Origin of the sequence: Pseudomonas sp. GL93 (genome assembly GCF_003408955.1) — a bacterium.
Taxonomy (GTDB): Bacteria; Pseudomonadota; Gammaproteobacteria; order Pseudomonadales; family Pseudomonadaceae; genus Aquipseudomonas; species Aquipseudomonas paracarnis.
Genome location: NZ_NKRF01000076.1, coordinates 192,523 through 212,857, shown reverse-complemented (window position 1 = coordinate 212,857; position 20,335 = coordinate 192,523). Strand labels below are relative to the sequence as shown.

The window sequence follows — 20,335 nt, the reverse complement described above, 5'->3', positions numbered from 1 at the left end:
TCAATTCAGATAGCTTGGCTGCGGCGCGAAGCCGGCAGCAGTTTGGCAATAGGTTCGGCGCCGGCAAGGTGCTGGCCGAAACTGGCGTTATAGGTGGCGATGATTTCGCCGGCGATGGAGATGGCGATCTCCACCGGAAGCTTGCCCTTGACCTCGGGGAGGCCCATGGGGCAGCGCATGCGTTGTAATTGCGCGGCGTCAAAGCCACGGTCACGCAGGCGGTGTTCGAATTTGACCCGCTTGGTTTTCGAGCCGATCAGGCCGAAGTAGGCGAAGTCGTTGCGCTTGAGCAGGGCGGCGGTCAGTTCCAGGTCCAGCGCGTGGTTGTGGGTCATGACAATGCAGTAACTGCCTGCTGGCAAGTCGGCAATTTCGTCGACCGGCTCTTCGCTGACGATTTTACGCACGCCTTGGGGGATGTGCTCTGGGAATTCCTGCTCGCGGGAATCGATCCAGCGCACCCGACAAGGCAGGCTCGCCAGCAATGGCACCAACGCACGGCCGACGTGGCCGGCGCCAAACACGGCGATGTGCGCTTGCGCCTGGCCCATGGGCTCGAACAGCAGCACGGTGACGCCACCGCAGCACTGGCCCAGGCTGGCGCCGAGGCTGAAGCGCTCCAGATGGGTGTTTTGCTGGCCGCGCACCAGCATGTCCCGGGCGATCTGCATCGCCTTGTATTCCAGGTGCCCGCCGCCGATGGTGTCGAAGGCGTGCGCGGCGCTGATGACCATCTTGGAACCAGCGTTGCGCGGGGTTGAACCGAGTTCTTCGATGATGGTGACGAGCACGCAGGGTTCGCCCTGGTTGTGCAGGGTGGCGAGGGCGCTGATCCAGTTGTCCATGTCTACCTCAACATTTCTGCTGTTAGTTCTGCCGCTATCGCAGGCAAGCCAGCTCCCACATTTGATCGGGTTCGCACCTCAAAATGTGGGAGCCGGGCTTGCCCGCGATGGCAGCGCCTGGGTCTAGAGCGAAGCCAATTCAGTGTCAGCCTCGACAGCTTTCGCTGCCTGCAACTGCCGCATCTGCTCACACCCCCACAACACCCGCTCGGGCGTGGCCGGCGCATCGATCTTGGGCTGCTGGCGATAGTCAGCCAAACTCGCCACTGCATCCTTGATCGCACACCACGACGCAATCCCCAGCATGAACGGCGGCTCGCCCACGGCCTTGGAATGGAACACCGTGTCTTCCGGGTTCTTGCGGTTCTCTACCAGCTTCACCCGCAGGTCCAGCGGCATGTCGGCCACCGCCGGGATCTTGTAGCTGGCCGGGCCGTTGGTCATCAGCTTGCCCTTGTTGTTCCACACCAGCTCTTCCATGGTCAGCCAGCCCATGCCCTGGATGAAGCCGCCTTCCACCTGGCCAATGTCGATGGCCGGGTTCAGCGAGGCGCCCACGTCGTGCAGGATGTCGGTGCGCAGCATTTTGTATTCGCCGGTCAGGGTGTCGACGATCACTTCGCAGCAGGCCGCGCCGAACGCGTAGTAGTAGAACGGCCGCCCGCGTGACTGGCTGCGGTCGTAGAAAATTTTCGGGGTTTTGTAGAAACCTGTGCTGGAGAGCGATACCTGGGCGAAATACGCCTGCTGGATCAACGCCTCGAAGCTCAGGATCTGCTCGCGCACGCGCACATGGCCGTTGCGAAATTCCACGTCCGCTTCGCTCACGTCGTATTTGCGCGCCGCAAATTCCACCAGGCGCTGCTTGATGGTTTCGGCCGCATTCTGCGCGGCCTTGCCGTTCAGGTCGGCGCCGCTGGAAGCGGCCGTGGGCGAGGTGTTGGGCACCTTGTCGGTGTTGGTGGCGGTGATCTGGACGCGGTCGATCTCTACCTGGAATACCTCGGCCACGACTTGCGCGACCTTGGTATTCAAGCCCTGGCCCATCTCGGTGCCGCCGTGGTTCAGGTGGATGCTGCCGTCGGTGTAGATATGGATCAGTGCGCCGGCCTGGTTGAGGAAGCTGGCGGTAAACGAAATACCGAATTTCACCGGGGTCAGCGCCAAGCCCTTTTTGAGGATCGGGCTGTGGGCGTTGTACAGGCGGATCGCTTCGCGGCGCTCTGCGTACTGGCTGCTGGCCTCAAGCTCGGCGGTCATTTCTTCGAGCATGTTGTGCTCGACGGTCTGGTAGTAGTGGGTAACGTTGCGCTCGGTCTTGCCGTAGTAGTTGGCCTTGCGCACGGCCAGCGGGTCTTGGCCTAAATGGCGCGCGATGGCGTCCATCACCTCTTCGATGGCGACCATGCCCTGCGGGCCGCCGAAGCCGCGATAGGCAGTGTTGGAGGCGGTGTTGGGCTTGCAGCGATGGCCGTTGACCGTGGCGTCGCCCAGGTAATACGAGTTGTCGGCGTGGAACATGGCGCGGTCGACAATCGAGTTGGACAGGTCCGGCGAACAACCGCAGTTACCCGCCAGTTCCAGGTTGATGCCGTGCAGTCGGCCGTTGTCGTCAAACCCCACGTCGTATTCGATATAGAAGGGGTGGCGCTTGCCGGTCATCAGCATGTCTTCGACCCGTGGCAGGCGCATCTTGGTCGGCTGGCCGGTGAGGCGCGCCACCACGGCGCACAGGCACGCCGGGCTGGCGGCCTGGGTTTCCTTGCCGCCAAAGCCACCACCCATGCGGCGCATGTCGACCACGATCTTGTTCATCGACACATCCAGCACCTCGGCCACCAGCTTCTGCACTTCGGTGGGGTTTTGCGTGGAGCAGTAGACGATCATGCCGCCGTCTTCGGTGGGCATCACCGAAGAGATCTGGGTTTCCAGATAAAAGTGCTCCTGGCCGCCGATATGCAAGGTGCCCTGGATACGGTGCTTGGCGCTTGCCAGCGCAGTGGCCGAGTCGCCGCGTTGGTGGGTGTGGCTGTCGAGCACGAAGTGCTTGTTGCGAAACGCCTCGACCACATCCAGCACTGGCTCCAGGTCTTCATATTCGATCACCGCCGCCATCGCCGCCTTGCGTGCGGTCTCCAGGTCGCGGGCGGCCACGGCCAGCACCACCTGGCCGACGAACTGCACGGTGTCGATGGCCAGCAGCGGGTCGCCGGGCACCAACGGGCCGATGTCTTTCAGGCCCGGTACGTCTTCATGGGTGATTGCAATGCGCACGCCGTCGAAGGCGTAGCAGGGCGCGGTGTCGATGCTGATGATCCGGGCATGGGCGCGGTCGGACATGCGCGCATACAGGTGCAACTGGTTGGGAAATTCCAGGCGATCGTCGATGTACTGCGCTTCACCGCTGACGTGCTTGGCGGCGCTGTCATGCTTGACGCTGCGCCCGACCCCGGTGGTGAGGTCCTGGGCAAACAGTGCGGCAAGTTCGGCCTGGGTTTTTACCACGGCGTGATGGTTAGACATAAGCGGTCACCCGAGTCTCGATGTGCGGCGTTTGCAGTTCGATGAAGTATTTGCGCAACAGGTTCTGCGCGCTGAGCAGGCGGTATTCCTTGCTGGCGCGGAAGTCCGACAGTGGGGTGAAGTCACCGGCCAGGGCGGTGCAGGCTTTTTCTACCGTGGCCGCATTCCACGTGGCGCCTACCAACGCAGCTTCGCAGCGGGTTGCGCGTTTTGGCGTGGCGGCCATGCCGCCGAACGCAACGCGCGCTTCGCTGACCACGCCGTTGTCGATCTTCAGGTTGAACGCTGCGCACACGGCGGAAATATCGTCGTCCAGGCGCTTGGACACCTTGTAGGCCCGGAACAGCGTGTGGCCCTTGGGCACGATGATGGTCTCGATGAACTCGCTGTCCTGGCGCGCGGTGACGCGGTAATCGATGAAGTAGTCTTCCAGCGCCAGGGTGCGGCGGGTGTTGCCCTTGCACAGTACGATCTGTGCGCCCAACGCAATCAGCAGCGGCGGCGAATCACCAATGGGCGAAGCGTTGCCGATATTGCCGCCCAGGGTGCCTTGGTTGCGAATTTGCAGGGAGGCGAAGCGGTGCAGCAGTTCGCCGAAGTCCGGGTATTGGTGGTGCAGCGCGGCGTAGCAGTCGGAGAGGGCGGTGGCCGCGCCGATTTCCAGGCGGTCGTCGAACTGCTCGATGCGCTTCATGGCTTCAATGTTGCCAACGTAGATCATCACCGGCAGGGTGCGATGGAACTGGGTGACTTCCAGCGCCAGGTCGGTGCCGCCGGCCAGCAGGCGGGCTTGCGGGTAGGCGTCATAGAGGTCGGCCAGGTCGGCGACGGTCAGTGGCACCAGGCAGCGCTTGTCGCCGCTGTTGAGTTCACCGGTCTGGGTCGGCGCGATGGACTTGAGGCGGGCGATGGTTTCAGCCTGGCGGCTGTCGAATTGATCCTGGGGCTTGTTGCAGCAGGCCTGTTCGGCGGCGGCGAGAATGGGGCGATAACCGGTGCAACGACACAGGTTGCCGGCCAGCGCTTCATGGGCTTTCTGGCTGTCGGGGGCATTGCTGTTCTTTTGCAGGGCAAACAGCGACATCACGAAACCTGGGGTACAAAAGCCGCACTGCGAACCGTGGCACTCGACCATGGCCTGTTGCACGCTGTGCAGTTGGCCCTGGTGCTTGAGGTCTTCGACGCTGATCAGTTGTTTGCCGTGCAGTGACGACACGAACGTCAGGCAGGAATTGAGGCTGCGATAACGAATCTGCTCGGCGCCTTGCTCGTCGGTGTGCAGCTCACCGACCACCACGGTGCACGCGCCACAGTCGCCGCTGGCGCAGCCTTCCTTGGTACCGGGTTTGCCCACATGCTCGCGCAGATAGTTGAGCACGGTCAGGTTGGGGTCCAGGGCGTGCTCGCTACGGAGTTCCTGGTTAAGTAAAAACTGGATCACGGAAGGCCTCGCAGACTCATTATTGTTGTTAACCGCTTTGCGCCGAATCTAGTCATGTCTGACTTTTCGGTCAATGGTTTTCTGACCTAAGGGTCAAGAAAATACGGTCGCAACACTTTCAATTATGGTCCAGTCTTCTGGAACCGGCGTTTTTGGCGGCTTACAGGCTTTCAACGTTGCTTATTTCATGCCAAATTCGCCACGGTGGGCGTAGCGCCATCAGCGGGCCAATGCGCTACACTGCCGCGCTTGTACCGATAGCAGATTTTGAAGGGAAAACATGACGTTCAAGGCGCCGGACAGTCTCGCCGAGCAAATTGCTCACCACCTCGCCGAACGTATCATTCGCGGCGATCTCAAGCCTGGGGAGCGGATCCAGGAACAGAAGGTCACGCTGGCGCTCAACGTCAGCCGTGGTTCCGTGCGCGAAGCTTTGCTGATCCTTGAGCGCCGCCATCTGATTGCGATCCTGCCGCGCCGTGGCGCCCACGTCACCGAACTCACCGCGCACAAGGTGCAGAGCCTGTGTACGTTGATGGGCGAGATGTACATCCTGCTCGGCAATGCGGTTGCCGAAGGCTGGCAGACCCAGGCCGACATGGCGCCGTTCCTGCAGATCCAGCAACGCCTGCAGCTGAGCCTGGAGCGCGAGGACATCCGCGCTTTCGTCGAAGAAAGCTTCAGCGTGATGCGTGCCGCGTACCCCTTCGCCAACAACCCTTATTTGCAGGAAACCGTCGAAAACCTGCAGCCGGCGATGAACCGCGCTTATTACCTGGCGCTGGATCAGCGCAAGGCGTCCATGAGCGAGTTCCTGGCGCTGTTCGAGCAATTGCTCGCTGCGGTGCTTGCCCGTGACCTGGTGCAGATTCGCCTGGTGCTCACCGCCTATTGCCAGCGCAGCAGTTCGCTGGTCATCGCAGCCTTGGCGGGCGCCTAAGCGTGCGGCTCAAGTGCATCAAGTTGGCGGGGTTCAAATCCTTCGTCGACCCCACCACCGTCAACTTTCCCAGCAACATGGCGGCGGTGGTGGGCCCCAATGGCTGCGGCAAGTCGAACATCATCGATGCCGTGCGCTGGGGGAGGGGGGAGAGCTCGGCGAAGAACTTGCGTGGCGAGTCGATGACCGACGTCATCTTCAACGGCTCCCCCAGCCGCAAGCCGGTGAGCCAGGCCAGCATCGAACTGGTGTTCGACAACTCCGACGGCACCCTGGTCGGCGAATACGCGGCCTACGCGGAGATCTCCATTCGCCGCAAAGTCACCCGCGACAGCCAGAACAGTTACTTCCTCAACGGCACCAAGTGTCGCCGTCGCGATATCACCGATATCTTCCTCGGCACCGGCCTGGGTCCGCGCAGCTATTCGATCATCGAGCAGGGCATGATCTCCAAGCTGATCGAAGCCAAGCCCGAAGACCTGCGCACCTTTATCGAAGAAGCAGCCGGCATCCCCAAGTAAAAGGAGCGCCGCCGTGAAACCGAAAACCGCATCCGCCGTACCCATGAAAACCTCGCCCGCCTGACCGACCTGCGCGAAGAACTGGAGCGCCAGTTGGAGCGCCTGCACCGCCAGGCCCAGGCCGCCGAGAAGTATCAGGAATACAAGGGCGAAGAGCGCCAGCTCAAGGCGCAACTGTCGGCCCTGCGCTGGCAGGCATTGAATGACCAGGTGGGCCAGCGCGAAGCGATTATTGGCACCCAGGAAGTCAGCTTTGAAGCGCTGGTGGCCGAGCAGCGTAATGCCGACGCCAGCATTGAGCGCCTGCGTGACGGCCACCATGAGTTGTCCGAACGCTTCAATCTGGTGCAAGGCCGCTTCTATTCGGTGGGCGGTGACATTGCCCGGGTCGAGCAGAGTATCCAGCACGGCCAGCAGCGTTTGCGCCAGTTGCAGGATGACTTGAAGGAAGCCGAGCGCGCACGCCTGGAGACCGAGTCGCACCTGGGCCATGACCGTACGTTGCTACTGACTCTGGGCGAAGAGCTGGACATGCTCACCCCCGAGCAGGAAATCACCAGCGCCGCCGCCGAAGAAGCCGCCGCCGCCCTGGAAGAATCCGAAACCACCATGCACGGCTGGCAAGAGCAGTGGGACGCCTTCAACCTGCGATCCGCCGAGCCACGCCGCCAGGCCGAGGTGCAGCAGTCGCGCATCCAGCAGTTGGAAATCAGCATGGAACGCCTGGCCGAGCGCCAGCGCCGGCTGCAGGAAGAGCGCGTCCTGCTCGCCGCCGACCCGGAAGACGCGGCGATCATGGCGCTGAGCGAACAACTGGCCGAAAGCGAAATGACCCTGGAAGAGCTGGAGGCCAGCGAAGAACAGCAAGTGGAGCGCCTGGAGCAACTGCGTCAGCAGTTGCACACCGCGACCCAGGCGCAGCAGCAGGCCCAAGGCGATTTGCAGCGACTCAATGGTCGGTTGGCTTCGTTGGAAGCCTTGCAGCAAGCCGCGCTCGACCCCGGTACCGGCACCGCCGAATGGCTGCGCGACCAGCATTTGGCCGAGCGCCCGCGCCTGGCCGAGGGCTTGAAAGTCGAAGCCGGCTGGGAGTTGGCGGTGGAAACCGTGTTGGGTGCCGATCTGCAAGCGGTGCTGGTAGATGATTTTGCTGGTTTCGACCTGGCCGGGTTTGCCCAGGGCGATTTGCGCCTGCTCAGCCCAGCGGCTGATGGTGCACGGGTACCGGGCAGCTTGCTGGACAAGGTCGAGGCGGCGATTGATCTGTCGCCATGGCTGGGCCAGGTCAGGCCGGTGGAGTCCCTTGAGCAAGCCCTGGCCCAACGCGGCCAGTTGGCGGCCGGCGAAAGCCTGATCAGCCGCGATGGCTATTGGGTCGGCCGCCACTTTCTACGCGTGCGCCGCGCTAGCGAAGCGGAAAGTGGCGTATTGGCTCGTGGCCAGGAAATTGTCAACCTGAGTGCCGAGCGTGAAGAACGCGAAGCCACTCTGGAAAGCCTGGAAACCGAACTGCAAACCCTGCGCGCTACCCAGCGCCAGCAGGAAACCGGCCGCGAACACCTGCGTCGGCTGTTGCAGGACGAAGCGCGCCAGCAAGGCGAGTTGAAAGCCCAGTTGTCTGCGAGCAGAGCCAAGGTGGAGCAATTGACCCTGCGCCGCACCCGTCTTGACGAAGAAGTGGCCGAAATGGGCGAACAGCGCGCCCTGGAACATGAACAGATCGGTGAAGCGCGCCTGCACTTGCAGGAGGCCCTCGACAGCATGGCCCTGGACACCGAACAGCGCGAGTTGCTGCTGGCCCAGCGCGACAGCCTGCGCGAGCGCCTCGACCGCGTGCGCCAGGAAGCCCGCCAGCACAAGGACCATGCCCATCAGTTGGCCGTACGCCTGGGCTCGTTGCGCGCCCAGCACGATTCCACGCGCCAGGCCCTTGAGCGCCTGGAGATGCAGTCCGAACGCCTGACCGAAAAGCGCGAGCAACTGAGCCTCAACCTGGAGGAGGGCGAGGCGCCACTGGAAGAGCTGCGCCTCAAGCTCGAAGAGTTGCTCGACAAGCGCATGACCGTCGACGTCGAACTCAAGACCGCACAGATCGCCCTGGAAGACGCCGACCGAGAACTGCGCGACGCCGAAAAGCGTCGCACCATGGCCGAGCAGCAATCCCAGTTGATCCGCGGCCAGCTCGAACAACAGCGCATGGAATGGCAAGCCCTCACCGTGCGCCGCAAGACCTTGCAAGACCAATTGCTGGAAGACGGCTATGACCTGCACGGCGTGCTCAACACCCTGACCGCCGAGGCCAACGAGAAAGACGCCGAAGAAGAGCTTGAACGGATTGCCGCGCGCATTCAGCGCCTGGGTGCGATCAACCTCGCCGCTATCGATGAGTACCAGCAGCAGTCTGAGCGTAAACGTTATCTGGATGCCCAGGACGCCGATCTGGTTGAAGCCCTGGACACCCTGGAAAACGTGATCCGCAAGATCGACAAGGAAACCCGCAACCGCTTCAAAGATACCTTTGATCAGATTAATGGCGGTTTACAGGCGTTATTCCCAAAAGTTTTCGGTGGTGGCAGCGCCTACTTGGAACTGACGGGCGAAGATCTACTCGATACAGGGGTAACGATCATGGCGCGGCCTCCGGGCAAGAAGAACAGCACCATCCATTTGTTGTCCGGCGGCGAGAAAGCCCTGACCGCATTGGCCCTGGTATTTGCCATCTTCAAGTTGAACCCGGCACCGTTCTGCATGCTCGACGAAGTTGACGCGCCGCTGGATGACGCTAACGTTGGACGCTACGCTCGGTTGGTTAAAGAGATGTCCCAGACCGTGCAGTTCATCTATATCACCCACAACAAGATCGCCATGGAAATGGCCGACCAGTTGATGGGGGTGACGATGCATGAGCCCGGCTGTTCGCGGTTGGTCGCGGTGGATGTGGAAGAGGCGATGGCGATGGTGGAATCCTGAGCCACGCCGGGAGAGAGAATTTACAGCGCGCTGTAGGGCGATTTACCGGTCTGGGGAAAGTGGCAAATGGACATATTTGTTCAAGGCATTTTGACAGACGGTGTAAAGTTATCTTTGGTCGTGCTAGTTTAATGTCAATTTTTCGTGTGCGTGGGCAAAACGTCAGTCAGAACATAGAGTTGGCGCCACGTTTTAAAGCGGTTTGCACGGTGCTAAACCCCTTATTTTTCAGCATTTTTTATTAGAGGCACGGGATTACATGGAAATCGGTCTGCGCGAGTGGCTGATCGTCATCGGCATCATTGTCATTGCCGGTATTCTTTTTGATGGCTGGCGCCGCATGCGCGGTGGCAAGGGCAAGCTCAAGTTCCGGCTGGACCGAAACCTGTCCAATTTGCCTGACGACGACGGCTCCGCCGAGCTGCTCGGGCCGCCCCGTGTGCTGGATACCCATAAAGAGCCGCAACTGGACGAGCACGACCTGCCGTCGATGAGCGCTCCGCTGCGTGAAGCCCGCGAACCGTCGTCCAAGCGTGGCAAACGTGGTAGCGCGGCGGTTGCCGAGCCGCATCAGGGCGACCTGAACCTCGACGTCGATGATGGCCCGAGCTTCAGCAGCCGCGATGACGATTTCCCGGACGAGACGTCCACCAAGAGTGCAGCGCGCCAATCGGTGAACGATCAGCCGGCTGCCGAAGAAGTCTTGGTCATCAGCGTGATCTGCCGCGACGCCGGCGGTTTCAAAAGCCCGGCACTCTTGCAGAACATCCTCGAAAGCGGCCTGCGTTTTGGCGAGATGGATATCTTCCATCGTCACGAAAGCATGGCCGGGAACGGCGAAGTGCTGTTCTCCATGGCCAACGCGGTCAAGCCGGGCACGTTCGATCTGGACGATATCGACCTGTTCAGCACCCCGGCGGTAAGTTTCTTCCTTGGCCTGCCAGGCCCGCGTCACCCGAAACAGGCGTTCGACGTGATGGTGGCCGCCGCCCGCAAGCTGTCCCAGGAACTCAACGGCGAGCTCAAGGACGACCAACGCAGCGTGCTCACCGCCCAGACCATCGAACACTACCGTCAGCGCATCGTCGAGTTCGAGCGTCGCGCCCTGACACAGAAACGCTGAGGATCGATCTTAAGCGTTGTCTGTAGAATCCGTGCACTAACATATTGAGCAGCTTCGGCTGCTCTTTTGCTTTATGAGAGAACACCCATGACCGCCGCCCATACCCGCATTCTCGAACTGCGCGCTGAACTGGATCAGCACAACTCCCGCTACCACGTCCTCGACGAGCCGAGCATCCCGGACGCCGAGTACGACCGCCTGTTCCACGAGCTCAAAGCCCTGGAGGCCGAGCACCCGGAACTGGTGACGCGTGATTCGCCGACGCAGCGGGTCGGCAGTGCGGCGTTGTCGGCGTTCACCCAGGTCAAGCACGAGATCCCGATGCTCAGCCTGGGCAACGCCTTCGATGAAACCACCATGCTGGAGTTTGATCGCCGGGTCACCGAGGGGCTTGACCTGCCGGTTGGTGATCTGTTTGGCGCTGGCGCGGCGGTGGAATACAGCTGCGAGCCGAAGCTGGATGGCCTGGCGGTCAGCCTGTTGTACCAGGATGGCGAGCTGGTGCGCGGTGCCACCCGGGGCGACGGCACCACGGGCGAGGACATCAGTGTCAACGTGCGCACCGTGCGCAATATCCCCCTGAAACTGCACGGCACGGGCTGGCCGGCCACCCTGGAAGTGCGCGGTGAAGTGTTCATGTCCAAGGCCGGTTTCGAGCGATTGAACGCCTCGCAACTGGAGGTGGGCGGCAAGACTTTCGCCAACCCGCGCAACGCCGCGGCGGGCAGCCTGCGCCAACTGGATTCGAAGATCACCGCCAGTCGCCCGCTGGAGTTCTGCTGCTATGGCATCGGCCAAGTGACCGCGGATATCAGCGACACCCATATCGGCAACCTCAAGCAGCTGCAGAAGTGGGGCATGCCGATCAGCCACGAATTGAAGCTGGCCAAAGGTATCCAGGAATGCCTGGACTACTACCGCGACATCGGTGAGCGCCGCAATGCGCTGGGCTATGAAATCGACGGCGTGGTGTTCAAGGTCAACAGCATTGCCTACCAGCGTGAACTGGGCTTCCGTGCCCGCGAGCCGCGCTGGGCGATCGCGCACAAATTCCCGGCCATGGAAGAACTCACCGAACTGCTCGACGTGGAGTTCCAAGTCGGCCGTACCGGTGCGGTCACGCCGGTGGCGCGCCTCAAGCCGGTCAAGGTGGCCGGCGTGACCGTGTCCAATGCCACCCTGCACAACATGGACGAAGTGGCACGCCTGGGGCTGATGATCGGTGACACGGTTATCATTCGCCGCGCCGGTGATGTGATTCCGCAGGTGGTCTCGGTGGTCACCGAACGCCGCCCGGAAAACGCCCGCGCTGTGCAGATCCCGCAAAATTGCCCGGTGTGCGGTTCCCATGTGGAGCGCACGCAGTTGGTCAAGCGCAGCAAGGGCAAGGAAACCGTCAGCGAAGGCGCGGTGTACCGTTGCGTCGGGCGTCTGGCCTGCGGTGCGCAGCTCAAGCAGGCAATCATTCATTTCGTCTCGCGCCGGGCCATGGACATTGATGGCCTGGGTGACAAGACCATCGAGCAACTGGTGGATGAACAGCTCATCGGTTCGCCGGCCGATCTCTACAAGCTTAAGTACGAACAGATCATCGACCTGGAAGGCTTTGCCGATATCTCCAGCAAGAAGCTGATCAGCGCCATCGAAAACAGCAAGACCCCGAGCCTGGCACGCTTTATCTACGCCTTGGGCATCCCCGATGTGGGCGAGGAGACGGCCAAGGTCCTGGCGCGCTCGCTGGCGTCCCTGGAGCGTGTTCAAAAAGCGTTGCCAGAGGTGCTGACGTACTTGCCGGATGTAGGGCTGGAAGTGGCTCATGAGATCCATAGCTTCTTTGAAGACGGGCACAACCAGCAGGTGATTGGCGCGCTGTTGTCGCCGGACGAATGTGGCCTGCAATTGCAGGAGCAGGGCGAGCTCAGCGCGGAATTCGCCGCCAGCACCACCTTGGGTGGTTTGCTCGACAAGCTGCATGTGCCATCGGTGGGCCCGGGCGCGGCGCAGAAGCTTGCGGACAAGTTCGGTTCGTTGGAAGGCGTAATCAAAGCTGACTGGCTCGATATGCGCCAAGCGCTGCCCGAGAAGCAAGCCAAGGCTGTACGGGAGTTTTTCGACAATGCTGACAACGCCAACCACGCCCTGGCCATTGAGCAACAGCTCAAGGACTTCGGCATGCACTGGCAGAGCGAGAAAAAGGTCGTTGAAGGCTTGCCCGAAGCCGGGCACACCTGGGTACTCACCGGCTCCCTGGAGCTGATGAGCCGCGATGTGGCCAAGGACAAGCTCGAAAGCCTGGGGGCCAAGGTGGCCGGTTCCGTTTCGGCGAAAACCCACTGCGTGGTGGCGGGACCGGGCGCCGGTTCGAAATTGGCCAAGGCCAATGAGCTGGGCCTGAAAGTACTGGACGAAGAGGCCTTCGTCGCTTTCCTGGCCAAGCACAACATCACCGTCTGATTGATCGTCCCCACGCTCCGCGTGGGAACGCATCCTGTGACGCTCCGCGTCGCGGCCTTCGCGCAGACGCAGAGCGTCCAAGGCGGCATTCCCACGCGGAGCGTGGGAACGATCTCTTCCGAGAAATGATCTAGTCTCTGTCACCCCAGGGAGAGATCGCCATGTTCCGCTACTTCGAGCAACTCAGCACGCGCATCGCCGCTCCGTTCATGGCCCAAACCTCGCGCAACAGCAAGGTGTGGCAATGCCGGTGCGGCCAGTCGCTGTTCTTTCGCAACAGCCAATGCCTGGCCTGCCAGGCGGCGTTGGGTTACCAGCCGCAGCAAAGCCGCCTGTCGTCCTTGCAACCTGGACCGGTGGTCGGTACGTGGCTGGCCGACGGCAATCTCGATGCCGGCGCTTTCCGGCGCTGTGCCAACCTCGATTCACCCGCCGCCTGCAACTGGCTGATTCCTGCTCACAGCACAGCGTCGTTATGCGTGGCCTGTAGCCTGAACCGCACCATCCCTGACCTTTCCGTTGCGCAAAACCCCGAACGCTGGCGCAAGGTCGAAACCGCCAAACGCCGCTTGGTCGCGCAACTGATCAGCCTGGGCTTGCAGGTGGTGCCCAAGAGCGTAGACGAAGAGGCTGGCTTGGCCTTTGACTTCATCGGTATCGACCTGGAAGGCAACGCGCCCACCACTGGCCACGCCAATGGGCTGATCACCCTGGACATCAAGGAAGCCGACGACGCCCACCGCGAAAAAATCCGCGTACAGATGCGCGAGCCGTACCGCACTTTGCTTGGCCATTTTCGTCATGAAGTCGGCCATTACTACTGGGACCGCCTGATCGCCAACAGCCACTGGCTTACACCTTTTCGCAACCTGTTCGGCGACGAACGCGCCAGTTATGCCGAAGCCCTCGACCGGCACTACCAGAGCGGCCCGCGCCCGGACTGGCAACTCACCTGCGTGAGCGCCTACGCCACCATGCACCCATGGGAAGACTGGGCCGAAACCTGGGCTCACTACCTGCACATGATGGACGCCGTGGACACAGCACTGGGCTTTGGCATGAGCGCCCGCGAGATGGACCTGGATTACCAGCCATTCCCCCTGACCACGCTCTACGACCCCCAACACCCTGGCGGCCCGGCATTCCTTTCCTTCGTCAATGCCTGGATCGAACTGGCCGGCATGCTCAACGAACTGTCCCGCGCCATGGGCCAGCCGGATTTCTACCCCTTTGTGCTGCCGCCCGCGGTGATTGCCAAGCTGCACTTTATTCACCTGGTCATCCAGGAAGAAGGCGGCAGGGCCGATGGGGTTATGGCAAGTGCTTGAGCCTTCTCATTTTTTAATCCGGAACCAACGGTTGTAACTTCCGATGAGATGGGTACAATGGCGCGGCTTGCCGAGAGGCAGCGTCGTTATGGTGACCCCATCGGTCCCCCCGCAACGATTACCCGTGAACCTGGTCAGAGCCGGAAGGCAGCAGCCACAGCGGGAACATTGTGTGCCGGGGTGTGGCTGGTGGGGTTGCCTCCATAACGCTCCCTTCTGCAGTCCCTTCTAAAACTCAAGTTATTTTCAGCCAGTCATCTGTGATGCTTCTTGCACAGTGCATGACGGTCATTTCGCGTCTAGTGGCATACTCCCAAGCGTCTCTTCCCCTGGCTACGAGGCTCTATGCACTCGGAACATTTCGACTTATCCAGCCCCGTATTCTTGCCGATCACCGCGAACACCTGTGCGGGTTTGTTGGGCAGTGAGGGTTTCGATGCGCTTGTAGCCCTGAGTGAGCCCGAATTGGCGGCGGTGCTGGTGATCCAGAACCTGGCGCAGGTGCCGGAAAGCGACCTGAGCGCCAACGGTGCTGAAAAAGTGTTGGCCAAGCTGATTGACTGGGCAGTAGATGCCAGCCATTCGGCCAGTGTGTCCCTGCTCTCTGAAGCGCAGCGGCTGTTCGATCAGAGGAAGCTGTACTTCGGCCTCAATGTGGTCAAAAGCCTGAAGCTGCGCTTTCTGCTGGAGGAGGAAGTGCAGGCGCGGGACTATCTGTTGCCCAGTGGCAAATGGGATGTCGAATATAAAGTCCGCCACCTCAAGGCCAATGATCCGTTCAGCCAGCAGGTGATCACGCCCAGGCATCGCGAGCGCTGGTTGAGCGCCGAACAGGACAAGCTGCTCAGAACCTTCCGTGCCAACCTGAACGAAGACCTGCATGTGCAAGGCTACGCAGGCATTGGCAAGAGTCACCTGCTGGTGGCCTTGCTGGAGCACCTGCGCCCGGAAAAGACCTTGCTGCTGGCACGCACCCCGGCAAAACTCGAAACCCTGCGTGCGCGCATGGTGGGAGTGCGGGAGCGTAAGGCCGGGCATACCTTCCAGGGCTTTGCCCATGCCCTGTTGCATGGCCCCAGGTTACAGCCGCTGAACACGCCGGCGAGGGTGCCGACCAAGCAGGCGCTCGCCCAAGAACTGAATATCTTTGGTTTTCGCCGCCTGGAAGGGCAAGCGGTGGTGGAGGTGTGCCTCAAGGTGCTTGAGGCTTACTGCCGCTCCTGGGAGTACAGCCTGTCGGCCCAGCATTTGCCGCATTTCAAGCAACCGCTCGCCGGCGTCGATGCCAGGGTGCTGCTCGAATATGCTAGCCGGTTGTGGGGCTATCTTGAGGCGAACCCGGCCTGGGGCCACCATACCGGGTTTGAAGCCTTGTTGATGATCAAGCGCGCCAGCCTTGCAGGCTGCGTCGTCCCCGAGCGCTATACCCACGTGCTCATCGATGAGAGCCAGGACATCCCGGCGCCGCTGCTGCAAATCATCGAGCGCGGCCGCCAGGTGCTGATCACTTTGGGGGATGAGTATCAGCAGGCCAGTGGCGGCGTGGTCAAACGCGCCCGTGAGGTTCGCCATACCGACGTGTGCTACTCCGTGCGTTCCGGGCGCAATGTCGAGCGCCTGGTCAACTCGTTGATCAGCTTGCACTCGGAAAAAAGCAAATCGCTTTTCGAGGGCGCACGCGATGCCGATGTCGGCATTGAGTTTTACCCGCAGGGTTTCGTACCCCCGCAAGGTTGCGTGGTATTGACCGCTTCCCATTGGGACACCATGCAGTGGGCGATCCAACTGAGCCAGGCCCGTTGTGCGTTCGGCCTGGCGAGCAAAGAGGCCCAGCAGTCGCTCAAGCATTTCATGGACACGGTCATCGCGTTGTTCAAACCCGATTTCTATAGCAATGAGTTCAATGACCTCGGCCCCCATGCGTTTTTCAGTGACATGGCCGATTGGCAGCAGGTGCGCGAAGCCTGCCAGTTCGATGAGGCGTTTCTGTGGGTCGAGGCCGAACTGGAAAAAGGCTTTAACGTGGCGGATGTCACGCGTTTGAACAGGTTGATCGGCCATCCAGACGAGCGCGTCCTGCTGATGCTGGCGCAGGATGCGGGCGGCATGGAGTTCGACCGGGTACTGCTTACGCCGGAACTGTTGACCAACGTGAAGTTCCAGGACGCCTACGCGTTCGATCAAAGACTCTGTGCGGTGTATATCGCGATTTCACGGGCCAGGGTGCAGTTGTACCTGCCCTACGATGTGGTCGAGTGGCTCGACTACCACAAGTATCAAAAGACCCGTGAGTCCCACGGTTACTGACGGATTTAAGCCGGCTGTTTCACAACTTTCATAAAGCCCTCTGGACAACCCGCAGACCGCCTTGTTAGCTTGCGCCGGCCACTTGTTTCAGAGTATGACAAGGGCATGGATTTGATGTTGAAGTGCTATCACTTCTTTCACTCACAAGGATGTCTGTCATGAAAAGCCTGCAAGGGTTGCCTCGTCTTATCAGTGCTTCGGTGGGGACGCCCGGCAAAGCCCGCAACTTGCCCGCCGATGTTCAGTGCATCCAGTATCTATTCAATTTGATCATTCCCAAGATGGGGTTTGCCTTGCTGGAGAACGGCAAGTGCGACGGCCAATTGGTGCAATGCATCAGCCAGTACCAGTTTCGCCATCTCAAGTACGCCCATCCCGATGGCGTGATCGACCCCACCGGGCGGACGTTCAACAGTCTGATCGAAGAGGCGCTGAAGGTGCCGGTGCGGGCTTTTCCTAACACGCGTATTCCGACGTTTCTCAATATCTTCGGCAATAACAACGTCGATGCGGTACAGGCCACGGTCAATGTGTACCTGGACCGCGTGCGTGCGGTGATCGAGGCCGAACGGCGTAACCGGCAGTTGATGATGCAGTCCACCTGCGACGGCGGGACGACATTGAGCGATACGGATTTCCAGAACGCAGCCAAGCAATTGGGCAACGGTATTTCGGTGAATGTGGTCAAGGCGTTCGCCACGGTGGAGTCGGGCGGGAAGGTGGGGTTCGGGCCCGCCAAGTTGCCGATCATCGCCTTTGAAGGGCACCACTTTCGCAAGTACACCAAGCACATCTATGACCAGTCGCAGCCGCTGCTGTCGTATGTCTACAAGAAAAAAGCCGGCCCGCAGTGGCAGGTGAACAACAAGGATCAGGTCAAGGCCTGGGAGACCATGGCCACTGCCTTTGCGCTGGACCAGGAAGCGGCCTTGATGTCGGCCTCCTGGGGCATGTTTCAGATCATGGGGTTCAACTTTGCCGCGTGCGGATTCAAGACAGTGTTTGAGTTCGTGGCGTCATTGAAGGTCAATGCCGGTAACCAACTCAAAGCCTATCTCAGCCTTTGCAGCCACAATTCGGCGTTGTTGAGTGCCATGAAAAACAAGGATTTTACCGCCATGGCCCGAAACTATAACGGCGACGATTACGGCAACTATGACGTCCTGATGAAACAAGCCTACGAAGCCTTTGAAGGGAAGAAATAAGATGATTCGTTATCTGGCGATGGGAGTGTTGTCGTGGTGCGCCGTGGCGCCCGCGTTGGCCGGCTCGGCGGCGTTGCATTCAGGCCAATATGAAGGGCTGATGCTGGCGGTGACGCCTGGGCATCAGGTCGAGGGTTTCTACCAGGAATCGATGGGCGAAGGTGTGGCCCGTGGTTGCACGTTCTACCTGCAAGGCAAACCCGAAGCGCTCACCACCTGGCGGGACGCTGCCTACCCAGGCAGTGTGGCAGCGGCGCCCGACGGGGTGACCCTGACGGTGGAGCAGGGCCGCCAACACCCTGGCTGCATCAACGTGCTGATGCCGGAAATCGCCACCGGCCTGGAGCTGAGCCAGACCGCCAGCAAACAATGGATCGGCTTGGTGACGGTGTCTGCCGACAAGGCTTACCTGCTCAAAACGCCGGGCGCCAAAGCGGCAAAGCGGCCCTACATTGTCAAGCATGACGTGGTGGGCGTACTGGCATTCAAGGACGGCTGGGCGCAGGTGGAATTCATCAACGCTGACGACCGTTCGTTCACGGGCTGGATCAGCCAGGGCCAGTACGCACGGTTGGCTGCCCCGAAGCCCTGAATTGTAGGAGCGAGCTTGCCCGCGAAAAACGTCAACGATAATGCGTGCTTTCTGAATAAACGCGGCGCCCGTGAGTTTTTCGCGAGCAAGCTCGCTCCTACATTAGGGCGATTAAGGCAAGTCAGCCGAAGGTCTCGCGCAGTAGCCCGGCAAACGCATCTCGCGCCAGATGCCGCTGGGTGTCCGTATGCCAGAACAACAGGTTGTCCACGGGCGTCAGCGCTTCAAAGCGATAAGACGCCAACTGATTGGCCTGTTCATAGCGCGCCAGGATCCCCTCGGGTGCCAACGCCACGCCAATCCCCGCGCTGACGCATCCGATGATCGTGCCCCAGCTTGCATAGCTGGCGATTGCTGGCTTGACGTCATAGGGCTTGAGCCAGTTTTCCAGGGCGGCGCGATAAGGGCAGCCCGGCGGCCATACCAGCAATGTACGGCCGGCCAAGTCCTCGGCGCTGTTGATAGGTGCGCTGCACGCGCTGGCAATCAGCACCAGGCGTTCGCTGTAGACCACGCTCTGTTCCAGCTTCGTGCGTTTACCGCCGGCGGCCACCAGCGCCACATCCAGGCGGTGGTGCTGCAAGTCGTCCAGCAGTTGCGCCCAGGCACCGGTGACCAGTTCCAGGCTGACGTCGGGATAACGCCGGTGGTATTCCGCCAGCAGCGGCGGCAAGCGCCCGCTGGCACTGGATTCCACCGCACCGATGCGCAAGGTGCCACGGGGAATGGCGCTGGCATCCACCGCGCGTTTGGATTCATCCACCAAGGCCAGGATACGTTCGCAGTAATCCAGGAAGATCTCTCCCGCGGCGCTGATCGCCAGCCCTCGGCCGGCGCGGATAAACAACGGCGTGCCCAACTCGCTTTCCAACTGCTTGATGCGCGTGGTGATGTTGGACGGCACGCAGTGCAATTGCAGTGCAGCCTGGGCCACGCTGCCGGTTTGCGCCACGGCTCGCACCATTTTCAGTTGGGCCAGTTCCATTGCTCAGTTCCAATGAATTCAGAAGTCAGAAACGCTTAATTGTCCTATGCCTGGCGTGGGCCAAGACTGGCAGCATTCCTTTTGCGTGGATGCTGCCGATGAATACTCCGTCACCTCTGAAGCTTACGCTAGTCATCGCCAGCGTCATCCTCTGCTGGGCGTATTCGCCCATCGGCGTACACATGGGGCTGCACAGTTATAGTCCCGGCCAATTGGCGCTGCTGCGGTTTTTGATCGCGTCGGTATTCATGGGCGGCGTGGCCTGGGTGGTGGGAATTGGACGGCCACCATTGCGCGACCTGCCGTGGCTGCTGGTGCTGGGCTTTTTCGGGGTGTTCCTGCACCACACCAGTCTCAATTACGGGCAGCAATGGGTGACGGCGGCGGCGTCGAGTGTGTTGGCACAGTCGGCGCCGTTGTTCAGTGTGTTGATCGCGTTTTTCTGCTTGAAGGAGCAGGTCAGCGCCTGGCGCTGGGGCTGCGTGCTATTGGGGTTGGCCGGCGTAGTGGTGGTGATCTGGGGCGACCAGGGCATGGGCGATATCAACCCGCGAGGTTTGCTGATCTTGTTGGCGGCCTGCTCATGGAGTGTGTACTTCGCCATCCAGCGGCATTACGCCCATCGCTACAGCCCGTTGACCATGGCCTGCTACATGGTGTGGTCCGGCACCCTGATGCTGTGCGTGAACCTGCCGGGACTGCCCGCCGCCATCGTGCAGGCACCGATGGCGGAGAATCTTGCCGTGCTGGTGCTGGGCATTTTTCCCAGTGCCTTGGCCTATCTGGCCTGGGGTTACGTGTTGAAGCACGTCGAGGTCAGTCGTGCGTCGGTGGCGATGTACCTGATTCCCCCGGTTGCCATGCTGATGGCCGCCACGCTGCTGGGCGAACACGTCACGCTGCAGGTGATGCTGGGCGCGGGGATCGTGTTGGCCAGCGTCGCCGCTATCAGCCTGGAAGGGCGTTGGCGCTCCAATGTGCCAGCAACACGCCCGCAGGGGCCTTCTGGGAGGCCAATCGAATAAGCTTCGTCAGATTAGACGAGCGTGCCGGATGCAATTTCCCCCTTGCTCCGCTAGCATTACCGGCTTCTGCTTCCCA

At 61.0% G+C, this 20,335-nt stretch carries 12 protein-coding genes, 1 other RNA gene and 1 pseudogene; 10 read left to right on the top strand and 4 right to left on the bottom strand.

Features of this window, described 5'->3' with window-relative positions:
• Positions 1–5 precede the first annotated feature (5 nt).
• From xdhC to xdhA, 3 genes are all read right to left on the bottom strand, one after another.
• A complete protein-coding gene (gene xdhC / locus CER19_RS15685) occupies positions 6–845 on the bottom strand; it encodes a xanthine dehydrogenase accessory protein XdhC (protein ID WP_116667061.1) in 840 nt (279 codons plus the stop codon).
• A 123-nt stretch (positions 846–968) separates the two neighbouring features.
• Positions 969–3,368: a xanthine dehydrogenase molybdopterin binding subunit gene (gene xdhB / locus CER19_RS15680; RefSeq protein ID WP_116667060.1), complete on the bottom strand. Its 2,400-nt coding sequence runs from the start codon at positions 3,366–3,368 to the stop codon at positions 969–971.
• The gene (xdhA, locus tag CER19_RS15675) at positions 3,361–4,809 is read right to left on the bottom strand and encodes a xanthine dehydrogenase small subunit (protein WP_116667059.1); all 1,449 of its coding nucleotides are present in this window, start codon (positions 4,807–4,809) and stop codon (positions 3,361–3,363) included. The genes xdhB and xdhA overlap by 8 nt, the downstream gene beginning before the upstream one ends.
• Before the next feature lie 280 nt (positions 4,810–5,089).
• Between xdhA and CER19_RS15670 the strand changes: the two genes are divergently transcribed.
• The 9 genes and pseudogenes from CER19_RS15670 to CER19_RS15630 all read left to right on the top strand — a co-directional run bounded on the left by CER19_RS15670 (position 5,090) and on the right by CER19_RS15630 (position 18,249).
• Positions 5,090–5,749, top strand: a complete 660-nt coding sequence (locus CER19_RS15670; RefSeq protein ID WP_116667058.1) for a GntR family transcriptional regulator — start codon at positions 5,090–5,092, stop codon at positions 5,747–5,749.
• 2 nt (positions 5,750–5,751) lie between these two features.
• Positions 5,752–9,240: pseudogene (gene smc, locus CER19_RS15665) on the top strand (chromosome segregation protein SMC).
• Between the two features lie 259 nt (positions 9,241–9,499).
• The gene (gene zipA, locus CER19_RS15660; RefSeq protein ID WP_116667057.1) at positions 9,500–10,363 is read left to right on the top strand and encodes a cell division protein ZipA; all 864 of its coding nucleotides are present in this window, start codon (positions 9,500–9,502) and stop codon (positions 10,361–10,363) included.
• Between the two features lie 87 nt (positions 10,364–10,450).
• Complete coding sequence (gene ligA, locus CER19_RS15655; protein ID WP_116667056.1) at positions 10,451–12,817, top strand: NAD-dependent DNA ligase LigA; 2,367 nt, start codon at positions 10,451–10,453, stop codon at positions 12,815–12,817.
• A gap of 161 nt (positions 12,818–12,978) precedes the next feature.
• Complete coding sequence (locus tag CER19_RS15650) at positions 12,979–14,145, top strand: putative zinc-binding metallopeptidase (protein ID WP_116667055.1); 1,167 nt, start codon at positions 12,979–12,981, stop codon at positions 14,143–14,145.
• 98 nt (positions 14,146–14,243) lie between these two features.
• Positions 14,244–14,340: signal recognition particle sRNA small type (gene ffs / locus CER19_RS15645), an RNA gene on the top strand.
• Between the two features lie 150 nt (positions 14,341–14,490).
• The gene (locus CER19_RS15640) at positions 14,491–16,452 is read left to right on the top strand and encodes a hypothetical protein (RefSeq protein WP_116667054.1); all 1,962 of its coding nucleotides are present in this window, start codon (positions 14,491–14,493) and stop codon (positions 16,450–16,452) included.
• A 158-nt stretch (positions 16,453–16,610) separates the two neighbouring features.
• Positions 16,611–17,657, top strand: coding sequence for an N-acetylmuramidase family protein (locus tag CER19_RS15635; RefSeq protein WP_116667053.1), 1,047 nt, complete (start codon positions 16,611–16,613; stop codon positions 17,655–17,657).
• Position 17,658: 1 nt separating this feature from the next.
• Positions 17,659–18,249, top strand: a complete 591-nt coding sequence (locus CER19_RS15630) for a hypothetical protein (protein WP_116667052.1) — start codon at positions 17,659–17,661, stop codon at positions 18,247–18,249.
• Between the two features lie 121 nt (positions 18,250–18,370).
• On the opposite strand, the gene CER19_RS15625 is transcribed toward CER19_RS15630, so the two are convergent.
• Complete coding sequence (locus CER19_RS15625; protein ID WP_116667051.1) at positions 18,371–19,234, bottom strand: LysR family transcriptional regulator; 864 nt, start codon at positions 19,232–19,234, stop codon at positions 18,371–18,373.
• A gap of 98 nt (positions 19,235–19,332) precedes the next feature.
• Here CER19_RS15625 and CER19_RS15620 point away from each other — a divergent pair, with 98 nt between their 5' ends.
• Positions 19,333–20,259, top strand: coding sequence for a DMT family transporter (locus tag CER19_RS15620; protein WP_116667129.1), 927 nt, complete (start codon positions 19,333–19,335; stop codon positions 20,257–20,259).
• The last annotated feature ends 76 nt before the right edge of the window (positions 20,260–20,335 follow it).